Consider the following 23,329-nt stretch of genomic DNA (forward strand, 5'->3'; position numbering starts at 1 on the left):
TCGCCGCGGCACGCGAAAGGGCTCCCGCGCGGGAGCCCTTTGCTTTTGGTTGTCGCCGGGACCGGTCGTCAGAACCGGTAGTCGAGGCCGATGCGGATCAGGTTGCCCCGGGTGTCGGCTTCCGAGCTGAGCGTGGCGTAGTTTGCGCCCACCGTGGTCTGGGACTTGATCGTGCCCAGGTTGGTGTAGAGCCACTCGCCCCGGATCGAGGCGTTCGGGTTCAGGGCATAGGCGCCGCCCAGCCCCGCCGTCCATCCGGTCTTGGTGTCGGACTCGCTGTTGGAGGCCGTGATCGGCGTGGCGCGGGTGTCGCGGTAGCTGGTGCTCAGCTTGATCTCCGACACGGCGACGCCCGCCGTTCCGTAGATCATCCAGCTGTCGGTAGCGTAGCCGATGCGCGGACGCAGGGTCCAGATCCAGTCGGTCTTGATCTTCTGCTCGACCGTGAAGTTGATCGGCGGGGTGATCAGCAGCGGCGACTGAAAGGTCTTCGAACGGCTTTGGCCMATGTCGTAGAAGCCGACGTCGGTCTCAAGGCCGAACACCCAGGAGTCGACCTGGTAGTTGTAGCCGCCCTGGATCCCGCCGCTGAAGCCGGTGTCGTTGTCCTTGGTGGACCCGACCGCATTGATCAGGGCCGTGTCGCCGGGCGGCATGATGACCGTGCCGTTGCCTGAAGCCGCCTTCATCTTGAGGTGCGTGTCCGCCTTCGATCCACCGACGTTGGCGCCGATGTAGAAGCCGTTCCATGGGGTGTCCTGCGCGGCGGCGGTGCCGGCGCCGAGGACGGCCAAGCCGAAGATCCCGACCGCGGCAAGCTGCGTCTTGCTCATACTGTTCTCCAGAAAAGCGGGGAGCCCCCCAGGCGCAAGGCTTTCTGGAACCGTGAGTCGCCGGTATCAGGTGGAAGCCTGATCGCCCCGGCGCCGAGACCCGAGGCGGCGCGCGAGGCGTCCCGCGCGCCGTCCGGGACTACTCGATGATGCGCAGCACCACGCGGCGGTTGGCCGCCAGGTCCTCGGGCGTGTTGCCGGCCGCGACCGGCTGGTCCTCGCCCCACGACACGGTCTGCATGCCGACCAGGGGCAGGCCCTGGCTGAACAGGAACCGGCGCGTCTCCAGGGCGCGCTTTTCGCCCAGGATGCGGTTGGCGTCGCTGTCGCCGCGGGAGTCGGCGTGGCCGACGATCTCGACGAAGACCTTCTTGTTGTCGGCCTTCAGGCGCTCGGCGAAGGCGGTCAGGGTGGCCTTGGCCTCGTCGGACAGGGCCCACTTGCCGGTCTCGAAGGTGATGCTGTCGCTTTCGCTGACCACAGTGCGGGTCATCTTGCCCCGGGCCAGGGCGTAGGCCTCGTCGGCCCGCGCCTGCGCCGACTGGGCGGACCCGGCCACCTGGTCGACGCGGCCCGACAGCGCCGTGACCTTGGAGTCGACGGCGTCGACCCGCGAATTGACGGCGGCGATATGCTCGTCGACGTACTTCTCGGTGGCGCAGCCGCTCAGGGCCAGCCCGCCGGCGATCACGGCCACGGCCGCGACGCCCGATAGAATATGACCCATCTTGGATCTCCCAGCTCTTGCCAAACTCGGACAGGAGTTTGGCGCCGGGGCGGACAAGACCTATCAGGTGTAGACCTGAGCCTAGACCTCAGTTCACCCGAATCTGGGCTTGCCGAGTCCTATGGTCTCGCAATGGCCTTTTCCCAGGTGCGATCTTTTACCCGGACTCGGCGCCTCCCGCCTCTAGAAGGCGAGGGAGAAGTCCGTGATGAAGGTGAAGCCGTTGCCGCCAACGGGCACGGGATAGGCCGTGTAGCCGACCGGCGAGTTCTTGACCCACAGCCCCATGGCGTTCACCCGCAGATCGCGCCGCTTGAGGGGGTAATAGTTGAGACCAAGGGCCAGGTCGTGCGGATTGCCGTATTCGCCCCAGATCTGGGATCCCGAGAGGTACAGCTGCAGCGTCTTTGGAATGACCATGGCCGACGCCTGCAGCGTGTAGCCGTGGTCGAACATCTCGTTCTTGGGGATCGTTCCCTCGACCCTGAAGTGGTCCAGCCAGCGGGCATAGTACTCGGCTTCGAGGGCGTAACCCTTGTATTTGAAGGCCGCGTCCAAAGCCGTCATCTGGTAGCGGGCCTGGGTTATCCGTCCGGTCTGGAAGGCCGTGGCGTTGAACAGCAGCGTCCCATCCGACAACCGCACCTGGGTGTTCTCGATCGAGTCGGTGCCGGGCTGGGACTGAGCGTCCTCGGTGCTGCGCGTGTAGTGCGCGCCGAACAGGGTGGCCAGCGTCTGATGCTCCTCGAAGTCTCCGTAGGCGTTCCCCGGGCCGAACTCGCCCGTCGACGGCGCCCAGGTCAGGGCGGCGGACCAGGTGTTGGGCTTGGCGTCCAGCTGACGGGCCTGGACCCCAAGGGCGCTGAGGTTGTTGGCCACCATCACGCGGTATTCCAGGCCCCTGGCCAGCTTGCCCTCGGCCCAGATGCCCTGGGTGTAGGAGCCCCGGAAGAACTCGTCGGCGATGGGCCGGTTGTCGTTGCGCAGCCAGTACGGGAACGTCCGGTTGGTCGAGCGGGTCGACGGCACCGAGTGGATGCCGAAATAGACCTTCAACCAGTCAGCGAACGTCCAGTTGATGTTGCCGGCGACCACCACCTGGGCGCCCAGCCCCTGACTGGCCTGCGAGGTCCAGACATAGGCGTTGTAGCCGAACCGGGGATCGAACAGCCAACCGCGCAGCGTGATCTGCACCTTGGCCAGCTGGAAGTCCTCACGAGGCGTGACGTCGAAGGGCTGGCCGAAGGCGCTGGTATAGGTCTTGTCCATGCCGTGCTGGTTCAGGTAGCGCAGGTAGCTGACCAAACCCAGGTCCACCTCGCCCACGTCGGAGCGCATCACGATCACGCCCTTGCCGGGTTCGAAACCGCCCCAGCGCGCGTCGGGGGCGGGTCCCTCGGCGGTTCGGGTCGGCAGCCGCACGATGTCGTCGGACGTCGTCTCCCCGGCCGTCGCCGCCGGCGGCGGAGCGCCCGCGGCCCAGGACAGCTGGGCGTCGAGCGCGTCGATGCGCTTGGCCCGCGCGGCCTCGGCCGCCTTGGCCGCGTCGTTCTCGGACCTCAGGGCCTGGAGCTCGCGGCGCATGGCCGCCAAGTCCTCGGCGCTGGCGACGGGCGGCGGCGGCGTCGCCGTGGGGACCGCCTCCTGCGCCAGGACCGGAGTCGCCGCGCTCGCCAGCATCAGGCCGGCGGCGCAGGCAAGGGAGGACGCCGCGCCGGGCAGGGCCCGACGCCGATACGCTGAGCGTCGCATGAACTCTCCTCGGTCCCGGTTAGGCCGGCTTGGCGTCGTACGGGTTGCCGCCCAGGGCGGTGGAGATGTCGATGATGGCCTTCTGGCCCCGCACGCTGTTGCCGGCGGCGTCCAGCGGCGGCGAGAAGGTGCCGACCCCGAACTTGCCCGGCGACACGGCGATCAGCCCGCCGCCCACCCCGCTCTTGGCGGGAAGGCCGGTGTGGAACAGCCACTTGCCGCTGTCGTCGTAGAGGCCCGCCGTCGCCATCACCGCCAGCAGTCGCGAGACGTGCTTCTGCTCGATCACCTGCTTCTTGGTCAGCGGGTTCTTGCCGCCGTTGGCCAGGGTGGCGGCCATGTTGCCCAGGTCCTTGGCGTTGACGGCGATGGCGCACTGGCGCGTGTAGATGTCGGTGGCCACCAGCGGGTCGCTCTTGAACCGCTCATAGGCCCACATCAGGGCGCCGATGGCCCGGTTGCGCTGGTTGGTCTCGGCCTCGGACTTGTAGACCTCCTCGTCGACCGACAGCTGGCGGCCGGCGAAGTCGGAATGCAGGGCCAGGATCTTCTTCCACACCTCGTCGGGCGTGCCCTTGACCAGGCCGGTGGTGGCGATGGCTCCGGGATTGACCAGGGGGTTGATCTCCTTGCCGCGATACTGCTCGACCGCGGTGATCGAGTTGAACACCTGGCCGGTGGCGTCGACGCCGATGTCGTTCTCGACGAAGTCCTCGCCCAGCTCCTGGAACACCAGGGCCAGGGTGAAGACCTTGGAGATCGACTGGATCGAGAAGGTCGGCTCGATGTCGCCGGCGGTGGCCAGCGCCCCCTGCGGCGTGGCCAGGGCGATGCCGAAATAGTTCGAGGGCACCTTGGCCAGGGCCGGGATGTAGTCGGCGTTCTTGCCTTCCTGCAGGCCCTTGTACTTGTCGTAGGCGGCCTTGACCGCGGCGGCGGCCGCGCCAGAGCCCTGGGCCTGGGCGGCCGGCGCGGCCACGAGGCCGACGCCGGCGGTCAGGCCGAAGCCCAGGGCGGCGATGCCTCTGGCGAGGTCGCGGCGGGAAGCATTGGTCTGCATCATCGGATCGTCTCCCGTCTGCCGCCTAGCGGAAATCCTTGCTGGAGAAGCTGTACTTGAACGACACCTGCACCCGCAGGTCGTCGCCCTTGTTGTCGTTGAAGTCCTCGCGCTCGCCCCACAGCAACTCGGCGCCCATCAGGATCCGCGGATCGGGCGTGTAGAGCAGGTTGGCCGAGGCGTACTGGCCGTACTTGTAGGCCGTGGCTTCCTGGAAATCGGTGTTCTCGACCTTGGTCAGGCTCCAGCCGATCGAGCTGCTCCACTGGTCGTTCCAGTAGTGGTCGTAATAGGCCGTCAGCCCCAGCAGCGGCAGCACGTCGCCGCGCAGCGAGCCGGGCGGCGCGGGCGTGGGAAGCGGCAGGGTGACGCCGGTGGCCGCTTCGGGCCCCAGGTCGGTGCCGCCGTCGTTCATGTAGCTGGCGATGCCTTCGCCATAGACCACGCCCAGGTGGACGACGTCCTTGGCCCCGACCTTGACGTTGGACGTGGCGTTCACGCCCCAGCCCAGCTTGGTGTTCTTGGGCTTGTTGTCGGGCGTGCCGGCCGTGTCGTAGCCGACCCGGCGCAGGATGCCCGCCAGCTGCACGTGCCCCCAGTCGCCCTGGTAGCGATAGTGGCCGGTCAGGTCGGGCAGGCTCTCGTCGCCCCGGATGTTGGCGCCCAGCTCCGGCGAGACGGTGCGGATGTTGCCCGTGTCGATGTCGTTGCTGGGCTTCTCGACCGCGATCGCGAACTGGCCCGGGCCGGAGCCGAAGGTGTAGCGGATCTGCGGGTTGCGCAGGAACACCATCCCGGTCGGCCCCCAGTACTCGATGGTGTTGGGGAAGATGTCGCCGTCCATGAACACGCTGTTGGTCTGGCCGGCCAGGACCGGACCCCACTGACCGTAGGCGTGACGCAGGCGGAAGGTGGTCTGGCCGGCGTCGCCGCCGACCCCGAACAGGTCGAACTCGAACTTCACGAACAGCGGCTTGCCGGCGATCTCCTGCTGCGCCTTCACGCCGAACCGGCTCTGCTTGACGCTGATCGAGGTCTGGCCGTTGTCGCCGTAGATCCCCTCCGTCGTGGGGATCTTCGAGGGCCGCAGGGCGTCGTCCCAATTGGGATCCACCCGCTGGAAGTCCTGGGTGAAGTCGACCTGGGCGAAGCCGTAGACCTCGAAGCTCGGCCCGTCCTGGGCATGAGCCGCTCCGGCCAGGCATAGGCCGCCGGCCATCGCCGTCGCCGTCAGCAACCGCGGCCCAAGCCGCCCGTGGAGAGTTCTCATCGTGTCGCCCCTATCGTACTGGACCCGGTGACCGGCGCGGCTGATCCACGCATCTTCGGCAGAGGCTAGAAGCGGCTCCGGAGCGAACGTATCCGGTAGGGACCTGATACGACCCGAGGTGGATTGCCCGGCCTCTTCCCGCCCGCCGCGATCGCCGGCCCAGAACCGGGACGGGGCTCCGGCTCGGGCGTCTGCGCCCCAACGGCTCGGGAATACGCCCGATGGCCGAGGCCTCCGACCCACCCGACCGTGGACGCGAACCTGGAGGCTTCCCATGACCCCTGCCCGCCCCCTCGCCGTCGGAGACCGGACCTGACCCTGGCGCTGCTCGTCGCGGCGGCGCTCGCCACGACGGAGGCGCCGACCAAGCCGGCCGCCCCGGCGCCCCCGCCCGCGACGACGCCCTCCACCGGACCGACCCAGCAACAGCCGCCGTCGGCCGAGGACCAGGCCGAGGCGCCCCACGCCCTGCTGGTCGTGCCCCTGAAGCTGCTGTCGGTCCTAGACCAGGACTTCAGCCTGGGGCCCTGGACCTTCCGGGGCTACATCCAGTTCGACGGCGCGAACTACACCCAGCCCGCCGCCGGTCCGCCGGAGACCGACTTCCGGCGCGGCGCCGTGGGCAGCGGCGACACCCTGGACGCCCGGGCCCTGGCCGACGGCTCGTACCTGCGCAAGGCCCGCCTGGGCGGCGAGGGCCAGTGGGGCGAGAACCTGTCCTACCGGGCGATGTTCGACATCGGCGGCCGCGACGAGCACGGCGAGGCCCGCATCGCCGAGGTCTGGGCCCGCTACAGCCGCTTCGCGCCCTGGGTGTTCATCGCCGGGGCCTATCCCCAGCTGGCCAACATGGAGGACGCCACCAGCACCGACGCCAACCCGTTCCTGGAGCGGGCGACGGCGGCCAACCTGGCGCGCGGCCTGGGCGGCGGCGACGGCCGGCTGGGCGTGACCGTGCGGCGCGCGACCCGCAACTGGATGACCGCCGTCAGCCTGACGGGACCCGTCCTGCACGAGGACGACGAGACCTCGCCCAAGTCGGCGGTCATCGTGCGGACCTCGCGGGCCTTCTATCCGTCGGCGGATTCCAGCTACCACGTGGGCGGATCGCTGATCTACGTGCTGTCGCCCGGCGACCGCCAGGACGGCCGCACGCCGGGGTTCGGCGTGCGGCTGCAGGCCACGCCGGAGGTGCGGGTCGACGACACGCCCCTGCTGGACACCGGCGACATCGTCGCCCATCACGTCCGGGTGCTGGGCCTGGAGTTCGCCGCCCGCCGCCGCAACCTGTTCCTGCAGGCCGAGGCGTTCCATTTCGCGATCGAGCGATCCTCCCGCGACCTGCCGCGCGACCCGCGCTTCTTCGGGTTCTACATCGAGGGCAGCTGGATGCTGACGGGCGAGGCGCGGCGCTTCGACCCGACGCGCGCGGTGTTCGGCCGGCCGCTGACGAAACATCCGCTGCGGGAAGGCGGCTGGGGCGCCTGGGAGCTGGCCGCGCGCTACAGCCGGATGGACGCCAACTCGTACGCCGGCGATCCGGGCGCGCCGCCCCCGCCCGGCGGGGTCCGGGGCGGCGACCAGGCCATCCTCAGCCTGGCGCTGAACTGGTATCCGTCCAACCGCATCCGCCTGATGCTGAACGCCATGCATGTGAAGGTGGACCGCCTGAACCCCGCCAGCCCGGCCGACCCCGAGCCCTTCGGCCCGGCCCCGACCACCCCGCCGGTCGGCGTCCAGATCGGCCAGAGCCTGGATGTGGTGGCCCTGCGCCTGCGCTACGCCTTCTGACACGGTTGAGGGCCTGATACGCTTGCGCGGGGTGTACGGCGCCGGCCCGAGGGTTTTCCCCGATGGTGATCTTGGTCGTCATGGCGATGCTTGGCTTCAGCAGATCGAGGCCGAGAAAATGGATCGTCGACAGCTCATCCCGGTGGTGTTCCTGGCGTTCGCCGTCGCCACCGCCGCCCCGGCCCTCGCGGCCAAGCCTCCCCAGACCTGGGACGGCCTGATCCAGGTCAAGACCAAGCGGTTCGACCTGGTCTACCTGGCCCCGGGCGCGTCGTTCGCCGGCTATACCAAGGTCAAGCTGGACCCCACCGAGGTCAGCTTCGAAAAGAACTGGCGGCGCGACTACAACTCCCAGGGCATGGGCCTCTCGGGCGACGTCTCTGAAAAGGACGTCCAGAAGGCCATCACCCAGGGGATCGCCGGCGCCAGCGAGATCTTCGCCGAGGAGTTCACCAAGGGCGGCTATCCGGTGGTCACCGAGGCCGGACCCGACGTGCTGTGGCTGAGGACGGGCGTGCTGAACGTGCGCGTCTCGGCGCCGGACACCATGCAGCCCGGCCGCACCTACAGCTTCGCCAACGACGCCGGCGAGGCGACCTATTTCGTGGAGGTGCGGGACTCGCTGACCGGCGCCCTGCTGGGCCGCGCCGTCGATCGGCGCCTGGCGGGCGACAACACCTACGGACAGCGTACCCGGGTCAGCAACCGGGCGGACTTCCGGCGGCTGGTCGAGGACTGGGCCGAGGTGAGCATTCGCGGCATCAACGAGCTGAAGGCGCGGTCTCCGATCAGCGACACCGGACAACCGGCTCCAGCCCCACCCAAGTAAACCGTTTCCAGTGGAGGGCCCGCGCGCGGAGGCGGGCCTTGGACTTGCTTCCTGTCGGGAGAGGCCAGCGGAAGGACGCTTGAGATGTCCCATCGGCTCGACCAGACGCTCGCGGCCCCGCCCTCGTGGCCCCGTCCGATCTTCGGCGGCCACGGCGGTCCGTCCCCGTCCGCCACGCCCCGCGGACTGGGCCTGTCGGTGACCGGGATGCTGCGGCGGGCCAGGTCGGCCCTGGCGCCGGCGGAAACCTCCCCGCCCCCCGCCGCCGGGCTGAAGCCCGCCGGCCGCGCCGCCGCCCGGCTCTTGGCCGGCGTCTCCAAGGCCCTGGTCCAGGAGACGGCCCTGATCAACGCGGCCGGCGTGGTGATCGCCGTCAATCCCGCCTGGCGGGAGGGCGCCCGGCGCTCGGGCGCGTCGCGTCACGCCGGCCTGGGCGAGCCCTATCTGGACTTCTGCACGCGGATCAGCCCGGTCCTGGGACGGGGCGCGTTCCGCAACGGCGTCCAGGACCTGCTGAGCGGACACAGCTCCTCGTTCACCCACCACTACACGGTGACCGACAGCGAACCGCCCCATCGTCGCCACGTGCGGATCAGCCCCCTGCCCTCCAGCCCCGGGCCGGTGTTCGTGGTGGTGCACGACGACCTGCCCCTGCCCAAGGCGCGGCCGTCGCCGGCCCGGGCCTGCGACCTGCTGGCGGCGCAGGAGGAGGAACGCGTGCGCATCGCCATCGAGCTGCACGATTCCACCTGCCAGCACCTGGCGGCGCTCAACCTGTCGCTGGGACGCCTACGGCCGTTGGTCTCCGGCGCCAAGGCCGACCAGGTGCTCGACGACATGTCGATCTCGGTCGGCGAGGTGATGAAGGAAATCCGCGTCCTCTCCTACCTGATCAAGCCGGCCGGCCTCGAGCAGGACGGCCTGGCCCACGCGGTGCGCGGCTTCGTCAACGGCTTCGGGGCCCGCACCGGCCTGACCGCCAGCTTCCTGACCCGCGGCCCGGTCGACGCCACCCCGCCCCCGGTGCAGCACGCGGCCTACCGCATCGTCCAGGAGGCGCTCTCCAACGTCTACCGCCACGCCGAGGCCCAGCACGCCGACGTCGAGCTGGTCAGCGAGGACGGCGTCCTGACCGTGCGAGTCAGCGACGACGGAAAGGGCGTCGCGGCTCTGCTGCGGGGCGACAGCGCCAGCCTGGAGTCCGGGGTCGGCATAGCGGGCATGCGGGCCCGCGCGGCCCAGCTGAAGGGGCGGATCGAGATCGCCTGCCCCGGAAACGGCACGGTCGTCGTCGCCGTCCTGCCCGCCGGCTCCGGGGCGGTGCGCTTTCCATCGTCGCCCCGGACCGGGGAACCCGGGCGGCTCCGGTCCCGGCCTCGGGGTAATCACGGATCGTCGCGGCCGCCTCCCGGCGCGACCCTGGATCGTCCGCCCTCCTCCCCTCAGACGGCGGACTAGGAGGTCTCCAAGCCTCCTCACTGGCCCCGCACATGTGCGGGGCCGTTCTTTGAGGGATTCAGGGGAAACGAGGAACGGGAGCGAAGGATGGCCCGCCGGCACGACGACAACGACAGCGCCAACGCCTCGGCGGGAGCCAGGCTGGTCGAGACGGTGACCGCCGTCGTCCTGTCGGTCGCCGGCCTGATGGCGTCGTGGGCCTCCCACCAGGGCGCGATCTGGAACGGCATGCAGAGCGTGCATTTCGGCCGGGCGAATTTCGAGCGCGGCGCCGCCTCGCGGGCCCGGTTCGAAGGCGACATGGTCCGCTCGGTGCAGATCGACCTGTTCAGCGACTGGATCGAAGCCAAGAGCCGGGGCAACGAAGCCCTGGCGCAGTTCTACCGCACCCGCATGCCCGAGAACTTCCACGACCAGTTCGAGGCCTGGCTGGCCACCCGTCCCCTGGACGACCCGAAGGCGCCGCCGACCCCGTTCGCCATGCCCGGCTACCGCACGCCCGGCTTCGAGGAGGCCGCGCGGGCCGAGAAGGAGGCCGAGACCCAGTTCGCCCTGGGCGAGGCGGCCAGCCGCACCTCCTACGCCTACAACCGCGCGGGCGTGGTGCTGGCCACGGCGATGTTCTTCGGCGGCATCGGCCAGGTCTTCCGCCAGACCTCGGTGCGCTTCACCCTGGCGGCCGTGTCGATCGTGACCTGGCTGATCGGCCTGCAGATGCTGCTGACCATCCCAACCTCTTCGCCGGGCATGTTCTCGCTGGCCACGGTCCTGGGGCCGCCGCCGGCCGCCGCCCCGCCGCCCTAGGGCTGGGTGGGCGGCGGCGTGGTGGGCGTCGGGGTCGGCGCCGACGAGGTCGTCTTGCCTTGGGGAGCGGCCTTGCCCTCCGGCGAGGCCGGGTCGGGGACGTTGACGTAGACGATCGTGTCGCCCTCGTAGCGCGGCTCCAGGTAGTAGCCGTCGCAGCGGTAGTACGAGTGGCCGTAGTACGGATAGCCGCCGCATCCGGCCGGCAGCGAATAGTAGGCCGCCCCGTAATACGGATAGGGCGTCAGGGCCGCCGCCGTCACCGCCGCCGTCGCGCCGATCACCATCCCGGCCGCGATCGGATGGTAGAAGCCGTCGTCCCAGCCGCCCCAGCCGTCGTCAATGTTGATGTTGGTGTTGTTGTTGATGTTCGTGTTGCGGTCGCCGCCGCCGATGGTGTTGTCGCCGCGGTCGGGACGGTCGCCGCGGTCGCCACGATCCCCCCTGTCGCCGCGATCGCCCCGGTCGCCCCGGCTGCCGTCTCCGCGATCGCCCCGGGCGCCCGTGTCGGCGCGACCGCCGCCCGCCGCCCGATCGCCGGTGGAGGGCCGGGAGCCTGTGGAGGGCCTGGAGCCGGCGCCCGCCCCGCCGCCGACGCCGGATCCGGCTCCGCCGCTGKGTCGTTGCGCCGCGCCGCCGCCCAGGCCGCCGCCCGCGCCCGTGCTGGGACGCGTCCCCGCGCTGGGGCGCGAGCCGGTGGAGGGTCGGCTGAAGCTGCTGCCCGAGGACGGGCCCCGGTTGTAGCTGGAGCGACCGCCACCGCCGCCGCCGAACGACGAGGAGCCGCCGCCACGGCTGAAGCCGCCGCCGCCCCCACCGCCTCGGCTCACGCTGCTCATGCCGCCGCCGCGCGCGCCGCCGCCACGGCCGCCGCCGCCGCCACGACCCGCGTCGGCGGCGTCGACATAGATGATCATCGAGGCCGCSACGCCGGCCGTGATGGCGATCACATGGGGGATGCGGACTTTCATGGCGTGCTCCTGGCGGGCGTGCTCCCGGTGTCGGTCTCGAGCGTACTCATGCGGATGGACTTGGCGTTGGGGCCGGCCTTGAACGTGAAGGTGTCGGCCGGGAACGTCGGGTTCAGGGTCCAGGCCAGCCGCGCCACATAGGCGGGCTGCTCGGCCTGGGATCGGTCGATGATCAGCAGCTTGCGCGGCAGCGGGCGGTCGCCCTGCTCGATCCACACCGACCAGTCCACCTCGCCCTGGCGGAAGGCGTACTGGTTGGTGAGCACCCCGTCGATCGTGGCGGGGCCCACCAGGAAGCCGCTGCTCAGGTCCTCGGCCCGCCGGCTCTTGGTGTCGTTCCAGCGGAACAGGTCTTCCAGCGGCAGGGCCAGGCCGAACTGATCCCACAGGACGTCCAGCGTCTTCAGGATGGTGTCCGGCGCGGGGACCGTGGCGTAGTAGTCGTGCTTGGGCGAGAACACCGTGAACGACTTGCCGTCGTAGAAGAAGCTGCGCGTCTTCATGTCGGTGACGACGTCGATGACGAAGCCGTTGGGGCGCCGCACCTTGTAGTGGGCCGACCCGTCGATCTGCACCCGCTGTCCGATCTCGGTGATGATGTCGACGGTGGTCTGGGTCTTGATCTCGAAGCTCGACAGCGTGCCGAGATACGCGCTCATCCGCTCCAGCGCCTGGCGGGCCTCGGGCTCGACCGTCGGCGTCGCGGGACCGGTGTCCGGCGTCGTCGCCGGGGCGGCCGCCGGAGCGGCCGGCTTCGGCGTCGTCTGGGCCGGCGCCGCCTGGGCGGAGGCCAGGGAGGGTAAGGCCGCCGCCGCGACGCTCAGGACGCAGCAGGCGACGAAGGGCAGTGGTCTCACGATGGAGTCCTCCTGTTTGGCTTGAGGCTTTCGGGGGGCGAGACGCCCGACCTGGGACCGTCCAGGTCCACGATCTCGATCGGCGGCATGCGCCAGGCGCCGGACAGGGCCTCGCCGCGGGGCGCGTACAGCCGCATGACTAGGCACATCTCGCCGCGCGGGGCCGGCAGCCAGTTGCCCAGGTCGCCGGGCGGCGGCGGCCGGTCGTGGATGATCAGGCTCAGCGCGCCGTCGTCGTCGGGGCTCAGGTCGTTGCGGTCGCCGATCCCGTGCCGCCGGTCCCCCGAGGCGGTCGGCCGGGTGTAGAGCCGCCAGAACCCGCGCACCGGCGGCAGGCCGTCGGGCGGGAAACGCAGGCGCGAGCCGCGGTCGCCGCGCAGCGGACGGCCGTGGCCGTCGTGCTCGCAGACCAGGGTCAGCAGCTCCTCGCGCGAAGGGGCGCCGAGGCTGGAATAGGCGCGGCCGGCCTGGGCCAGGGACGCGCCGGACTCGTCGTGCTGCGGCACGGCCACCGCGTGCCAGCCGATGCCCCGGCTCTCGGAGATGGCGGCCGTGGCCGCCCGGATCGCCGCCAGGCCGTCGGCGAAGCCCTGCTCCAGGGCCTCGGCCAGGTCCGGCGACCAGCTGGAGACCGGCGGCGGCCCGTCCAGGTCGCGGCGGAACTGGTCGATCAGGGGCCGCACCGACCGCTCGAAGCCGATCGGGGCGCGGTCCAGCACCGAGTCCAGGCGATGGAAGAACACGGCCGGCCCCAGCTCGACCACCTGACGCAGGCTCGACACGGCCGGCGGCTCCAGGCTGGTGACGTGGTCGGTGTGATGGTCGGCTCGCCGCCCGAGCGAGCTGATGTGCTGGTTCCGGGCGACGGCCTCGGCCTCGGGGCGGTCCAGCGCCGAGTGGGCGTGGATGCGGCTGACCGCCCAGCAGGCGTCGCTGGGCGCCCGGCGGGCCAGGTGGGTGTGCGGGACCTCGCCGCTCCAGCGCGGGCCGACCACCGCGACGTCCACGCCGTCGTCGTTGTCCGTGCGGGTCCCGAGGGCGGCGAACGGCTCGCCGGCGGTGTCGATCAGGGTGAGGTCGAAGTGTCGCCCGTGAGTGTGCGGCAGGTGCAGCACCACGGGGCCGTCGGTCAGGTCGATCCATGCGCTGGCGATGACGACGCGGGGATCGTCCTCCAGCAGCCCCGGCGCCAGGTCCGCGCCGTCCGGCGGCAGCAGATGGAACTGCTGCAGCGCCATGGGATGGACCCGCCGCACGGCGTCGACCAGGAACAGAGGGAAGCACAGCGAAAACACGTTGGCCGCGATCGCGCGGGTGGTGTTCTGGCCTCGCGGCTTGAAGATCTGCTTGGTCACCGATGCCTCCGCACACGCGAAGTGTTTCGAGATCGCGGCGAGGGGGGTATCAGGCCGAACCCGGAGGCGACCGTGGCGCCGACCTAGGCCTGGATCATTTTGTGCTTTATCGCGAAGCGGACGAACGCCGCCGCGGTCCGCACCCCGGCCTTGCGCATGCCCGCCGCCCTATGGCTCTCCACGGTCTTGATGCTGATCTTCAGCTGGCGGGCGATCTCCTTGTTGACCTTGCCCTCGGCGATCAGCTGGGCGACCTCCAGCTCGCGGGTGGTGAAGCTCTCCAGCCGCGACTTCTTGCGCTCGTTCAGCGCGGCGTAGAGCAGCAGCTCCGAGACCGGCGACGAGAAGTACAGCCGGTTGACGTGCAGGGCCGAGATCGCGCCCTCCAGGTTGGTGCCGGTGTCGGACTTCAGGACATAGCCCCGCGCCCCGGCCGCCAGGGCGCTGCTGACCGTCTCGTCGTCGTCGTGCATCGTGAACAGCAGGACGCGGATCTTGGGGCACTCCTTCTGCAGGAGGCGAGTCAGCGCCACCCCGTTCAGGATCGGCAGCGACACGTCGAGGATGGCCACATCGGGCTTTTCCTGGAGGGCCAGGTCCAGCGCCTGCTGGCCGTCGGAGGCCTCGGCGCAGACCATCCAGCCCGGATGGTCCTCGATGACGTTCCGCACGCCGCGACGGACCAGCTCGTGGTCGTCGGCAATCAGAATACGCAGCATTTCACGCCCCTCCCTGTGGACATGCGCCGCGCTTGACCGAGGCCAAGCGCGACCGCCGGCAGGACAGGGGGACAGGCCCGCTCACGCGGTCGCCTTCGCGAAACCTGGTCCCTCAACGCCCCTCAACACCAACTCTGGACTAGGACGAGGGTTTGTCTGGATCGATCGTCCCTCCGTCGAAGGGACTTCCCCCGCCCGAACGGCGCCCAACCGTTCGTTTCAATGCTGAAACAGACACCCAAAGGTGGTGAGGCGCCATCCGCATAAACCTCCAGCGCATCTCAGGTATTCACCCAAGGGGCGCTGAGATCCGGGCGGCGCATGATGGGGCAAATCGGAGGTCCCCCGTGCCGTCGACCGCCCTGCTCATCACCCTGCTGGCCGTGGGTCTCGCCGACCCTCCGACGAGCGACGCCCTGATCCTGCGGTGCCGGATCGACAGCACGACCCAGACCACGCGGACGTTCCGCGTCGCACCCAAGCTGCTGCAGGAATGGAAGCCGGCCGAAAAGGGCTTCGGACCCAATCTGTGCGAGGTCTTCAGCTGCACGGCGGATCGCGCCAAGCTGGAGGGCGTCATCGCCTCGGCCTCGCTGATCCTGACGCTCAGCGTCGACCGGGCCAGCGGCCGGGGATCGTGGAAGACGGTCGGCGCCTCGGGCCTGAAGCAGACCAGCGGTCCCTGCGCCGTGGAACGCGAAAAGCCCGCCCAGAAGCCCGCCGCCACGCCCTAGCAGGCGTACAGCCCCGCCGCGCGGAAGACGCCGATCGCCGCCTCGACCTGCTCGGCCGACGGCGGCTGGGTGGCCTCCAGGTCGTAGTCCAGCCCCAGCCGGGCCCACTTGAAGGCCCCCATCTGGTGGAAGGGCAGCACCTCGACCCGCTCGACCACGCCCAGGCCGGCGGCGTAGTCGGCCAGGGCGGCCATCTCGCCGGGGACGTCGGTCAGGCCCGGGACCAGCACGAACCGCAGCCACATCGGCCGCTTCAGCCGGGCCAGCCGCTCACCGAAGGCGATGACGCGGGCGTTGTCGGCCACGCCGGTCACCCGCTCGTGCTGCTCCGGTGTGAAGCCCTTCATGTCCAGGATCACCAGGTCGATGTTCGACAGCTCGTCGTCGGACAGGCGCTCGGCGTAGAAGCCGTTGGTCTCGATCGCCGTGTGCACGCGCATGGCCTTGGCCGCGGCGAACAGGCGGGCGACGAAGCGGGCCTGCATCAGGGGTTCGCCCCCCGACAGGGTCAGCCCCCCGCCCATCACCTTCAGCCCGTTGGCGTAGCTCCGCAGCTCCTCCACGGCCCGCTCGAACGGCACGGGCAGGCCGTTGGTCAGCGTCCAGGTGTCGGGGTTGTGGCAGAACCGGCAGCGGAACATGCAACCGGCCAGCCAGGCCACCAGCCGGATCCCCGGCCCGTCCACCGCCGAGCCGGTGGTGAACGAGTGCAGGAAGCCGATCTCGCCGGTGGCCAGGCCGGTGCGGATGTTCATCTCCGGCACGTGCCGGCTGAGCCCGACCCGCAGCTCGAACTCGTTGGCGGCCTCCAGGGCCGGCGTCTTCTCGTCGACCGCCCCGACCATCTCAGCCGCCGTGGAAGGTGCGGTTGATGACGTCCATCTGCTGCTCGCGCGTCAGCCGCACGAAGTTCACCGCATAGCCCGACACGCGGATGGTCAGCGAGGGGTAGTTCTCCGGGTGCTCCATGGCGTCCAGCAGGGTGTCGCGGTTCAGGACGTTGATGTTCATGTGGTAGCCGGTCGAGCCGAAGAAGGCGTCGAGGATGCCCGTCAGGTTGGTGATCCGGTCCTCGGGCGTCCGCCCCAACCCGCTGGGCACCAGGGTGGTGGTCAGGGAGATGCCGTCCTCGGCGTCGCGATAGGGGATCTTGGCCACCGAGGCGGCCGAGGCGTGGATGCCGTGGGTGTCGCGGCCGTGCATGGGATTGGCCCCCGGCGCGAACGGATCACCCTTGCGGCGCCCGTCCGGCGTGTTGCCGGTGGCCCGGCCGTAGACCACGTTCGAGGTGATCGTCAGCACCGACTGGGTGTGCCGCGCGTGGCGGTAGGTCGGGTACTTGCGCAGCTTCTCCATGAAGGTGCTGACCAGCCACGAGGCCAGGTGGTCGACGCGGTTGTCGTTGTTGCCGAATACCGGGAACGCGCCGTCGATCAGGTAGTCGACGACCAGGCCGGTCTCGTCGCGCACGACCTTCACCTTGGCGTACTTGATGGCCGACAGGCTGTCGGCCACCACCGACATGCCGGCGATGCCAAACGCCATGGTCCGGAACGGCGCGTAGTCGTGCAGCGCCATCTCGATCCGCTCGTAGGCGTACTTGTCGTGCATGTAGTGGATGACGTTCATGGCGCTGACATAGGTCCCGGCCAGCCAGTCCATCATCCGCTCGTAGCGGACCAGCACGTCCTCGAAGTCCAGATAGTCGCCCTGGACCGGTTCGAACGGCGGGGCGATCTGCTCGCCGCTGACCTCGTCGCGGCCGCCGTTGATCGCGTACAGCAGGCACTTGGCCAGGTTGGCGCGCGCCCCGAAGAACTGCATCTGGTGGCCCAGCCGCATGGGCGAGACGCAGCAGGCGATGGCCCCGTCGTCGCCCCACTCGCGGCGCATGATCTCGTCGCTCTCGAACTGGATCGAGCTGGTGTCGATGGCCACCTTGGCGGTGAAGCGGCGGAAGCCCTCGGGCAGGCGCGGCGAGTACCAGATGGTCAGGTTCGGCTCAGGCGCCGGGCCCAGGTTGTAGAGGGTCTGCAGGAAGCGGAAGCTGGTCTTGGTCACCAGCGCCCGCCCGTCGTCGCCCAGGCCGCCGATCGACTCGGTCACCCAGGTGGGATCGCCCGAGAACAGGTCGTCATATTCGGGCGTGCGCAGGAAGCGGACGATCCGCAGCTTGATCACGAAGTCGTCGATGATCTCCTGGGCCTGGCTCTCGGTCAGGGCGCCGGAGGCCAGGTCGCGCTCGAAATAGATGTCGAGGAAGGTCGAGACCCGGCCCAGCGACATGGCCGCGCCGTTCTGTTCCTTCACCCCGGCCAGGTAGCCGAAGTACAGCCACTGCACGGCCTCCTTGGCCGTGACGGCGGGACCGGAGATGTCGAAGCCGTACTTGGCCGCCATGACCTTCAGCTCGGCCAGGGCGCGGATCTGTTCCGACAGCTCCTCGCGGTCGCGGATGATCTCGTCGGTGGACCAGGCGTCGTCCAGGGCGGCCTTCTCGGCCCGCTTGGCCTCGATCAGCCGGTCCACGCCGTAGAGGGCCACGCGGCGATAGTCGCCGATGATCCGCCCCCGCCCGTAGGCGTCCGGCAGGCCGGTCAGGACGTGCGACGAGCGGCAGCGGCGGACGGCCTCGGTATAGGCGTCGAACACCCCTTCGTTGTGGGTCTTGCGGTATTTGGTGAAGGTCTCGACCACCGCCGGGTCGGGCTCGTAGCCGTAGGTCTTCAGCGAGGTCAGCACCATGCGGAACCCGCCGTTGGGCATGATCGCCCGCTTCAGCGGGGCCTCGGTCTGCAGGCCGACGATGACCTCGTTGTCGCGGTCTATGTAGCCGGCCTCGTGGGCGATGATCGTGCTGGGGATCTGCGAAACGTCCAGCACGCCCTTCTTGCGTTCCTCGACGAACATGGCCTGCAGCCGGGCCCAGATCGCGGTCGTCCGCTCGGTGGGGCCTGCCAGGAACGACTCGTCGCCGTCATAGGGCGTGATGTGTTCCTGGATGAAGTCGCGCACGTCGATCTCGCGCGACCACAAGCCCGCCGCGAAGGGCGCCGCCGCCTTTTCGGCCGCGGGAGAAGGCTTCAGGATCGAGTCGCTCATGCACGCCTCCGAGGACTGGAATCAGGCTGGACTGGGGGTGACGGATGGCGGCGGCGCCGCGGACCGGGCGCGGGTCCCGGTCTCCTTCAGCAGCAGGGTCAGCAGCACCGCCAGGGCGACCCCGTAGAGCAGCGGCGAGAACGCCGCCTGGTAGTGCTCCAGCTCGCGCGGACCGCCCTTCGACGCCGCCAGAAGCCAGCCGCCGAACACCGGACCCAGCAGGGCCGAGAACGAGAAGTTGATGAAGTTGACCACCCCGGTGGCCGTGCCGCTGTGCTCGGGGCGGTTGGCCTCCTTGATCACCGTGTAGGGCAGCATGGCCGCGCCCGAGGCGATCCCCGTGACCAGGCCCAGCAGGAAGGGCGGGAACAGGCCCGGCGGGCCGTACAGGATCATCGCCAGGCAGGCGGCCAGCAGCACGCCCGAACCGACGATCACCGGCTTGCGCCGTCCCATCCAGTCCGACAGCACGCCCGCCAGCGGGCAGCCGATGATCCAGCCGAACGGCACCGAGGCCGAGCGCAGCACCGCCACGCCGTAGGGCATGTCGTGCGCCTCCTGCAGGAAGCGCACGCCCCAGACCATGTCGAAGATGGTGGTGGGGATGAAGAACAGGCCCGAGATCAGGCCGCACAGGATCGACTGCGGGTTGGACGCCACCGCCCACAGGGCCGACGCCGACGAACCGAGCCAGTTCCGGTTGCCGCTCTTGCGGCCGCCGGGCATGACCAGGACCAGCAAGACGGCGATGACCGCGCCCGCCACGCCCATGGCCAGCCAGAACGTCCGCCAGCCGACGCCGCCGGCGATGGCCGGCCCGACCAGGAACTGACCCGCCGAGCCGCCGGCCATGCCGAACATCTGGGTCACGCCGATCAGGGTGGCGGCCTTCGAGGCGGGGAAGTTGGTGGTGGCGATATAGGCCGCGCCGATCAGGGCGAAGACCCCGCCCACGCCCTGCAGCAGCCGTCCGACCGCCGCCAGGTTGCTGTCGCCGGTGGCGAACAGCAGCGCCCCGACCGCGACAACGGCGCAGCCCAGGGGCACGACCTTGCGCGCGCCTAGCTGGTCCATGGCCACGCCGGCCACCAGGCTGAAGGGCGCGTAGCCGTAGTAGAAGAGGCCCACCAGCGCGGCGAGGCCCGCCGCCGACACCCCCAGGGCGTCGGACAGCTGCGGCATCATCACCGCCGGCGCCGAGCGCAGGATGTACTGGTAGAAATAGAAGACGGAGGTCGCCAGCCAGGCGACGACGATCACGCCGCCCACGCCGCCCGAACTGGCGATCCTCCGCGCCATCGTCGCCTCAGCACAGGGTGACCGAGACCGCGAGACCGCCTTCGGAGGTCTCCTTGTACTTGGAGTTCATCTCCTTGGCGGTCAGGGCCATGGCGTCCACCGTGCTGTCGAAGTCCACGCGGCGATTGACCGGGATCTCGTTGGTGGCGATCAGGTAGCCGGTCCAGGCCTTCACCGCCCCGAAGGCGCAGCGTTCGATGCAGGGCACCTGGACGAAGCCGGCCACCGGATCGCAGGTCATGCCCAGATGGTGCTCCAGCGCCCCCTCGGCGGCGTTGGCCGCCACCTGCGGCGGGGCGCCGTAGGCCTGGGCGATGGCCGCCGCGCCCATGGCCGAGGCGACGCCGATCTCGGCCTGGCAGCCGCCCTCGGCCGCCGACAGGGTGGCGTTGTGCTTGCACAGATAGCCGATGACCGCGCCCGCCAGCAGGGCCTCGCGCAGCTTGTCCTTCGACATCTTCGCCCCCGCCGGACCCAGCGAGTAGATGACGGCCGGCAGCACCCCGGCCGACCCGCCGGTCGGGGCGGTGATCACCAGGTGACCGCGGGCGTTCTCCTCCGAGCCCGCCAGGGCGTAGGCCGAGACCAGGGCGATGGCCCGGCGGGCCGTGCCTTCCTGGCCCTGGGCGTTGACGTAGACGTCGTGGGCCTTGGTCTTCAGCTTGATCGGTCCCGGCAGGACCGAGGTCGGGGCGGCCAGGCCGGTCTTCACCGTGGCGTCCATGGCCCCCAGGATCTTGTCGAGGAAGGCGTTCACGTCGGCCTCGCTCTGGCCGGTGATCGTGGTCTCGTTGGCCATGGCCAGCTGAGCCAGGGTGATGTTGTCGCGCTTGCAGTGGGCCAGGGCCTCGCTGATCCGCGCATAGGGATATTTCGGCGGGTTCTTCTTGGGCGGCGTGTAGCCCTTCCACTCGATGAAGCCGCCGCCGACCGAATAATACTCCTGCTCCAGCAGCACCTTGTCGCCGGCCAGCAGCTTGCAGGTCATGGTGTTGGGGTGGTGGAAGTCGCCCTTGGTGGCGTCGTAGATGATGTCCTTCAGCGAGACGGGGATGTCCTTGCCGCCCAGCTTGACCGTGAAGGTCTGGTCGGGATTGGCCGCCAGGCTGTCGAGGAAGGCGGGATCGACCGTGGCCGGCTCGTTGCCGATCAGGCCTGCCAGGGCGGCGCGCTCGGTGCCGTGCCCCTTGCCCGTGGCGCTGAGGCTGCCGAACAGGTTGACCTTCAGCGCCGTGGCCTGGGCCAGCTGGTCCGCCGGCAGCTTGGTGCAGCGCTGATAGAAGTCGTAGGTGATCCGCATCGGGCCGATGGTGTGGGACGACGAGGGCCCGGGACCGACCTTGTAGAACTCCTGGACCGTGGTCATCACCGGCCCCTTGGACTTCTTGACCACGTCGAGATTGGGGTCCAGGGCGGGAGCCGCGCCGCCGCCGGGCGCGCCGGGCGACTTGGCGGGGATGTTGGAGACGTCCTTGGGCTGGCAGCCGGTCAGGGCGCCGATCGACAGCGCCAGGGCGCTGCGCATCATGAAGGCGCGGCGATCGGATCCGGCCGGGGGTTCACGCGTGTCGAGTTCGGGGACGATCGCCCCCTCCGCCATCCTGTCCATCGCCTTGCCCTTTTCTGGAGCGGCGCGCGAAGGCGCCCCCGCCCCTTTGTTTCGTGCGACGGCAGTGTCCGGCCGAGCTCTCGGCCAGGCCATTAGGGTAAGACCCGAGATCGGCGCCGGCTAACCCTCGGAGCGGGGCCTTGTTGAGAACCGGTCTCAGCTCGAGGCCGGCGCCAGGCTGAGCAGCGAGGCGGTGTGGCGGGCGATCATCCGCTCCTCGTCGGTGGGCACCACCCAGACGGCGGCGCGGGCGCCTTGGGGGCTGATCTGGCGCGCCTGCCGGCCGAAACGGTCGGCGGCCTCGTCGATGTCCAGCCCCAGCCAGCGGCAGCCCCGGACGATGTCCTCGCGGGCCTGGGCGTCGTTCTCGCCGATGCCGCCGGTGAAGACCAGGCCGTCGACCCCGCCCAGGGCGGCGGCCATCGAGCCGATCTCGCGGATCACGCGATAGACGAACAGGTCGATGGCCTCGGCCGCCTCGGGTTMGGACGAGGACCGCAGGGCGCGCATGTCGGACGAGATCCCCGAGACCCCCAGCAGGCCCGAGCGCTTGTAGACCAGGTCCTCCAGCCCCCGCGCGTCCAGGCCGTAGGCGTCGATCAGATGGATCAGCACCCCGGGGTCGAGATTGCCCGAGCGGGTGCCCATCATCAGCCCGTCCACGGCGGTGAAGCCCATGGTGCTGGCCACGCTGCGTCCGTCCTGCATCGCGCACAGGCTGGCCCCATTGCCCAGGTGGGCGACGATCACCCGGCCCGAGGCCAGCTCCGGCGCCAGGTCGCGCAGGCGTCCCGAGACGAACTCGTACGACAGGCCGTGGAAGCCGTAGCGCTGCACCCCCGCGTCGTGGAACGCGCGCGGCAGGGCGAACCTCTGGGCCAGGGGCGGCTGGATGCGATGGAAGGCGGTGTCGAAACAGGCGACCTGGGCGACGTGCGGCTCGCCCTCGGCGATGGCCTCGATCGGCGCCAGATTGTGCGGCTGATGCAGCGGGGCCAGGGGCTCCAGCGCGCGCAGGGCGGCGATCACCGAGGCGTCGATCCGCACCGGCCTGGCGTAGGCCCGGCCGCCGTGCACCACCCGATGGCCCACGCCCAGCACCGTCCGGTCGCCCTTGCGCTGGATCGCCGCGTTCAGCACCTCGTGAGTGGCGGCGGCGTGGTCGAAGCCCTCGACCGGCCAGCTCTGTTCCTCCAGCACCTCGCCCCGCCCGTCCTTCAGCACCAGGCGCGGCGAGACGCCGATCCCGTCCAGCTGGCCCTTCAGCAGCACGGTCTCGCCGGGCGCGGCGTCGTAGACGGCGAACTTCAGGCTCGACGAGCCGGCGTTGAGGACCGCCAGGCAGGCGCTCATCGGGGACTCTCCCTGTTCAGCCGACGACGTTGGCGCCGCCGTCGACATAGATGGTCCCGCCGGTGATCCGCCGGGCGTAGTCGGTGGCGAGGTACGCGCAGGCGAAGCCGACGTCGTCGATGTCGACCAGCTCGCCCAGCGGCGACTTCTGGGCCGCCGCGTTCAGCATCAGCTCGAAGTCCTTCAGCCCCGAGGCGGCGCGGGTCTTCAGCGGTCCGGGCGAGATGGGGTGCACCCGGATGTCCAGCGGGCCCAGCTCGTAGGCCAGATAGCGGCACGCGGCCTCCAGGGCGGCCTTGACCGGGCCCATGACGTTGTAGTTCGGCACCACCCGGGTCGCGCCGTAATAGCTCATGGCGAACATCGTCCCGCCGTTGTTCATCAGCGGCGCGGCCAGGCGGGCCATGCGCACGAACGAGTGGCACGAGACGTCCATCGCCTTGGCGAACCCCTCGGCCGAGCAGTCCAGCAGCCCGCCCTGCAGGTCCTCCTTGGGCGCGAAGGCGATGGAGTGGACCAGGATGTCCAGCCCGCCCCACTGCTCGCGGATCTGGTCGAACACCGCCTCCAGCTCGCCCGGGACCGAGACGTCCAGCGGGGCGGTGATCTGGGCGCCCAAGGCCTGGGCCAGGGGCTCGACGTGCGGCCGCGCCTTGTCGTTCAGCCAGGTGATCGCCACCTCGGCCCCCGCCTCGCGGAAGGCCTTGGCGCAGCCGTAGGCGATCGAGTGCTCGTTGGCGACGCCGACCACCAGGGCGCGGCGGCCGGACAGGATCGGACGGTGCGGGGTGTCCATGTCCGTCTCC

General features: G+C 70.2%; 20 protein-coding genes. 5 read left to right on the forward strand and 15 right to left on the reverse strand.

The genetic code is table 11. The annotated features are described in order from the left end of the window. Nucleotides 1-68: 68 nt before the first annotated feature. The 5 genes from AC1U89_RS08575 to AC1U89_RS08595 form a co-directional block, all read right to left on the reverse strand. A complete protein-coding gene (locus AC1U89_RS08575; protein ID WP_479899297.1) occupies nt 69-833 on the reverse strand; it encodes an outer membrane protein in 765 nt (254 codons plus the stop codon). 139 nt (nt 834-972) lie between these two features. Beyond that, nucleotides 973-1,560, reverse strand: a complete 588-nt coding sequence (locus AC1U89_RS08580) for an OmpA family protein (RefSeq protein WP_479899298.1) — start codon at nt 1,558-1,560, stop codon at nt 973-975. A 183-nt stretch (nt 1,561-1,743) separates the two neighbouring features. Further along, nucleotides 1,744-3,312, reverse strand: a complete 1,569-nt coding sequence (locus AC1U89_RS08585) for a hypothetical protein (RefSeq protein ID WP_479899299.1) — start codon at nt 3,310-3,312, stop codon at nt 1,744-1,746. Between the two features lie 19 nt (nt 3,313-3,331). Continuing rightward, nucleotides 3,332-4,375 carry a glutaminase A gene (glsA, locus tag AC1U89_RS08590; protein WP_479899300.1) on the reverse strand — a complete coding sequence of 348 codons (1,044 nt, stop codon included), beginning with the start codon at nt 4,373-4,375 and terminating at the stop codon, nt 3,332-3,334. Nucleotides 4,376-4,397: 22 nt separating this feature from the next. After that, on the reverse strand, nt 4,398-5,642 hold the full coding sequence (locus AC1U89_RS08595; RefSeq protein WP_479899301.1) for a DcaP family trimeric outer membrane transporter: 1,245 nt from the start codon (nt 5,640-5,642) through the stop codon (nt 4,398-4,400). Between the two features lie 249 nt (nt 5,643-5,891). Here AC1U89_RS08595 and AC1U89_RS08600 point away from each other — a divergent pair, with 249 nt between their 5' ends. From AC1U89_RS08600 to AC1U89_RS08615, 4 genes are all read left to right on the forward strand, one after another. Further along, nucleotides 5,892-7,433: an OprO/OprP family phosphate-selective porin gene (locus AC1U89_RS08600; protein WP_479899302.1), complete on the forward strand. Its 1,542-nt coding sequence runs from the start codon at nt 5,892-5,894 to the stop codon at nt 7,431-7,433. Nucleotides 7,434-7,551: 118 nt separating this feature from the next. Further along, nucleotides 7,552-8,262: a DUF3313 family protein gene (locus AC1U89_RS08605; RefSeq protein ID WP_479899303.1), complete on the forward strand. Its 711-nt coding sequence runs from the start codon at nt 7,552-7,554 to the stop codon at nt 8,260-8,262. A gap of 84 nt (nt 8,263-8,346) precedes the next feature. Next, nucleotides 8,347-9,720, forward strand: a complete 1,374-nt coding sequence (locus AC1U89_RS08610) for a sensor histidine kinase (protein ID WP_479899304.1) — start codon at nt 8,347-8,349, stop codon at nt 9,718-9,720. 87 nt (nt 9,721-9,807) lie between these two features. Then, complete coding sequence (locus AC1U89_RS08615) at nt 9,808-10,524, forward strand: hypothetical protein (RefSeq protein WP_479899305.1); 717 nt, start codon at nt 9,808-9,810, stop codon at nt 10,522-10,524. Here AC1U89_RS08615 and AC1U89_RS08620 read toward each other — a convergent pair. The 4 genes from AC1U89_RS08620 to AC1U89_RS08635 form a co-directional block, all read right to left on the reverse strand. Further along, nucleotides 10,521-11,495: a hypothetical protein gene (locus AC1U89_RS08620; RefSeq protein WP_479899306.1), complete on the reverse strand. Its 975-nt coding sequence runs from the start codon at nt 11,493-11,495 to the stop codon at nt 10,521-10,523. The genes AC1U89_RS08615 and AC1U89_RS08620 overlap by 4 nt on opposite strands. Continuing rightward, nucleotides 11,492-12,352, reverse strand: a complete 861-nt coding sequence (locus tag AC1U89_RS08625; RefSeq protein ID WP_479899307.1) for a DUF2092 domain-containing protein — start codon at nt 12,350-12,352, stop codon at nt 11,492-11,494. The genes AC1U89_RS08620 and AC1U89_RS08625 overlap by 4 nt, the downstream gene beginning before the upstream one ends. Further along, the gene (locus AC1U89_RS08630; protein WP_479899308.1) at nt 12,349-13,707 is read right to left on the reverse strand and encodes a DUF1254 domain-containing protein; all 1,359 of its coding nucleotides are present in this window, start codon (nt 13,705-13,707) and stop codon (nt 12,349-12,351) included. Before AC1U89_RS08630 ends, AC1U89_RS08625 begins: the two co-directional genes overlap by 4 nt. An 83-nt stretch (nt 13,708-13,790) precedes the next feature. Then, the gene (locus AC1U89_RS08635; RefSeq protein WP_479899309.1) at nt 13,791-14,426 is read right to left on the reverse strand and encodes a response regulator; all 636 of its coding nucleotides are present in this window, start codon (nt 14,424-14,426) and stop codon (nt 13,791-13,793) included. A gap of 347 nt (nt 14,427-14,773) precedes the next feature. Between AC1U89_RS08635 and AC1U89_RS08640 the strand changes: the two genes are divergently transcribed. Then, nucleotides 14,774-15,160: a hypothetical protein gene (locus AC1U89_RS08640; protein WP_479899310.1), complete on the forward strand. Its 387-nt coding sequence runs from the start codon at nt 14,774-14,776 to the stop codon at nt 15,158-15,160. Here AC1U89_RS08640 and pflA read toward each other — a convergent pair. The 6 genes from pflA to fabI form a co-directional block, all read right to left on the reverse strand. Continuing rightward, a complete protein-coding gene (gene pflA, locus AC1U89_RS08645; protein ID WP_479899311.1) occupies nt 15,157-16,005 on the reverse strand; it encodes a pyruvate formate-lyase-activating protein in 849 nt (282 codons plus the stop codon). The genes AC1U89_RS08640 and pflA overlap by 4 nt on opposite strands. Before the next feature lies 1 nt (nt 16,006). Further along, nucleotides 16,007-18,262: a formate C-acetyltransferase gene (pflB, locus tag AC1U89_RS08650; protein ID WP_479899312.1), complete on the reverse strand. Its 2,256-nt coding sequence runs from the start codon at nt 18,260-18,262 to the stop codon at nt 16,007-16,009. Nucleotides 18,263-18,283: 21 nt separating this feature from the next. Further along, nucleotides 18,284-19,561, reverse strand: a complete 1,278-nt coding sequence (locus AC1U89_RS08655) for an MFS transporter (protein ID WP_479899313.1) — start codon at nt 19,559-19,561, stop codon at nt 18,284-18,286. Between the two features lie 7 nt (nt 19,562-19,568). After that, on the reverse strand, nt 19,569-21,170 hold the full coding sequence (locus AC1U89_RS08660; protein WP_479899314.1) for an L-serine ammonia-lyase: 1,602 nt from the start codon (nt 21,168-21,170) through the stop codon (nt 19,569-19,571). A gap of 156 nt (nt 21,171-21,326) precedes the next feature. Then, nucleotides 21,327-22,523 carry an acetate/propionate family kinase gene (locus tag AC1U89_RS08665; RefSeq protein WP_479899315.1) on the reverse strand — a complete coding sequence of 399 codons (1,197 nt, stop codon included), beginning with the start codon at nt 22,521-22,523 and terminating at the stop codon, nt 21,327-21,329. A 16-nt stretch (nt 22,524-22,539) separates the two neighbouring features. After that, nucleotides 22,540-23,319: an enoyl-ACP reductase FabI gene (fabI, locus tag AC1U89_RS08670; RefSeq protein ID WP_479899316.1), complete on the reverse strand. Its 780-nt coding sequence runs from the start codon at nt 23,317-23,319 to the stop codon at nt 22,540-22,542. Nucleotides 23,320-23,329 lie beyond the last annotated feature (10 nt).

This window comes from Caulobacter sp. 05T431 (genome assembly GCF_056665975.1).

Excerpts from the sequence above, each read along its gene's own strand:
- AC1U89_RS08615 (WP_479899305.1), top strand. The coding sequence starts at position 9,808 with ATGGCCCGCCGGCACGACGACAACGACAGCGCCAACGCCTCGGCGGGA.
- AC1U89_RS08595 (WP_479899301.1), bottom strand. The coding sequence starts at position 5,642 with ATGAGAACTCTCCACGGGCGGCTTGGGCCGCGGTTGCTGACGGCGACG.
- AC1U89_RS08585 (WP_479899299.1), bottom strand. The coding sequence starts at position 3,312 with ATGCGACGCTCAGCGTATCGGCGTCGGGCCCTGCCCGGCGCGGCGTCC.
- AC1U89_RS08660 (WP_479899314.1), bottom strand. The coding sequence starts at position 21,170 with ATGGACAGGATGGCGGAGGGGGCGATCGTCCCCGAACTCGACACGCGT.
- AC1U89_RS08580 (WP_479899298.1), bottom strand. The coding sequence starts at position 1,560 with ATGGGTCATATTCTATCGGGCGTCGCGGCCGTGGCCGTGATCGCCGGC.
- AC1U89_RS08655 (WP_479899313.1), bottom strand. The coding sequence starts at position 19,561 with ATGGCGCGGAGGATCGCCAGTTCGGGCGGCGTGGGCGGCGTGATCGTC.
- AC1U89_RS08605 (WP_479899303.1), top strand. The coding sequence starts at position 7,552 with ATGGATCGTCGACAGCTCATCCCGGTGGTGTTCCTGGCGTTCGCCGTC.
- AC1U89_RS08635 (WP_479899309.1), bottom strand. The coding sequence starts at position 14,426 with ATGCTGCGTATTCTGATTGCCGACGACCACGAGCTGGTCCGTCGCGGC.
- pflA (WP_479899311.1), bottom strand. The coding sequence starts at position 16,005 with ATGGTCGGGGCGGTCGACGAGAAGACGCCGGCCCTGGAGGCCGCCAAC.
- pflB (WP_479899312.1), bottom strand. The coding sequence starts at position 18,262 with ATGAGCGACTCGATCCTGAAGCCTTCTCCCGCGGCCGAAAAGGCGGCG.
- AC1U89_RS08610 (WP_479899304.1), top strand. The coding sequence starts at position 8,347 with ATGTCCCATCGGCTCGACCAGACGCTCGCGGCCCCGCCCTCGTGGCCC.
- glsA (WP_479899300.1), bottom strand. The coding sequence starts at position 4,375 with ATGATGCAGACCAATGCTTCCCGCCGCGACCTCGCCAGAGGCATCGCC.
- fabI (WP_479899316.1), bottom strand. The coding sequence starts at position 23,319 with ATGGACACCCCGCACCGTCCGATCCTGTCCGGCCGCCGCGCCCTGGTG.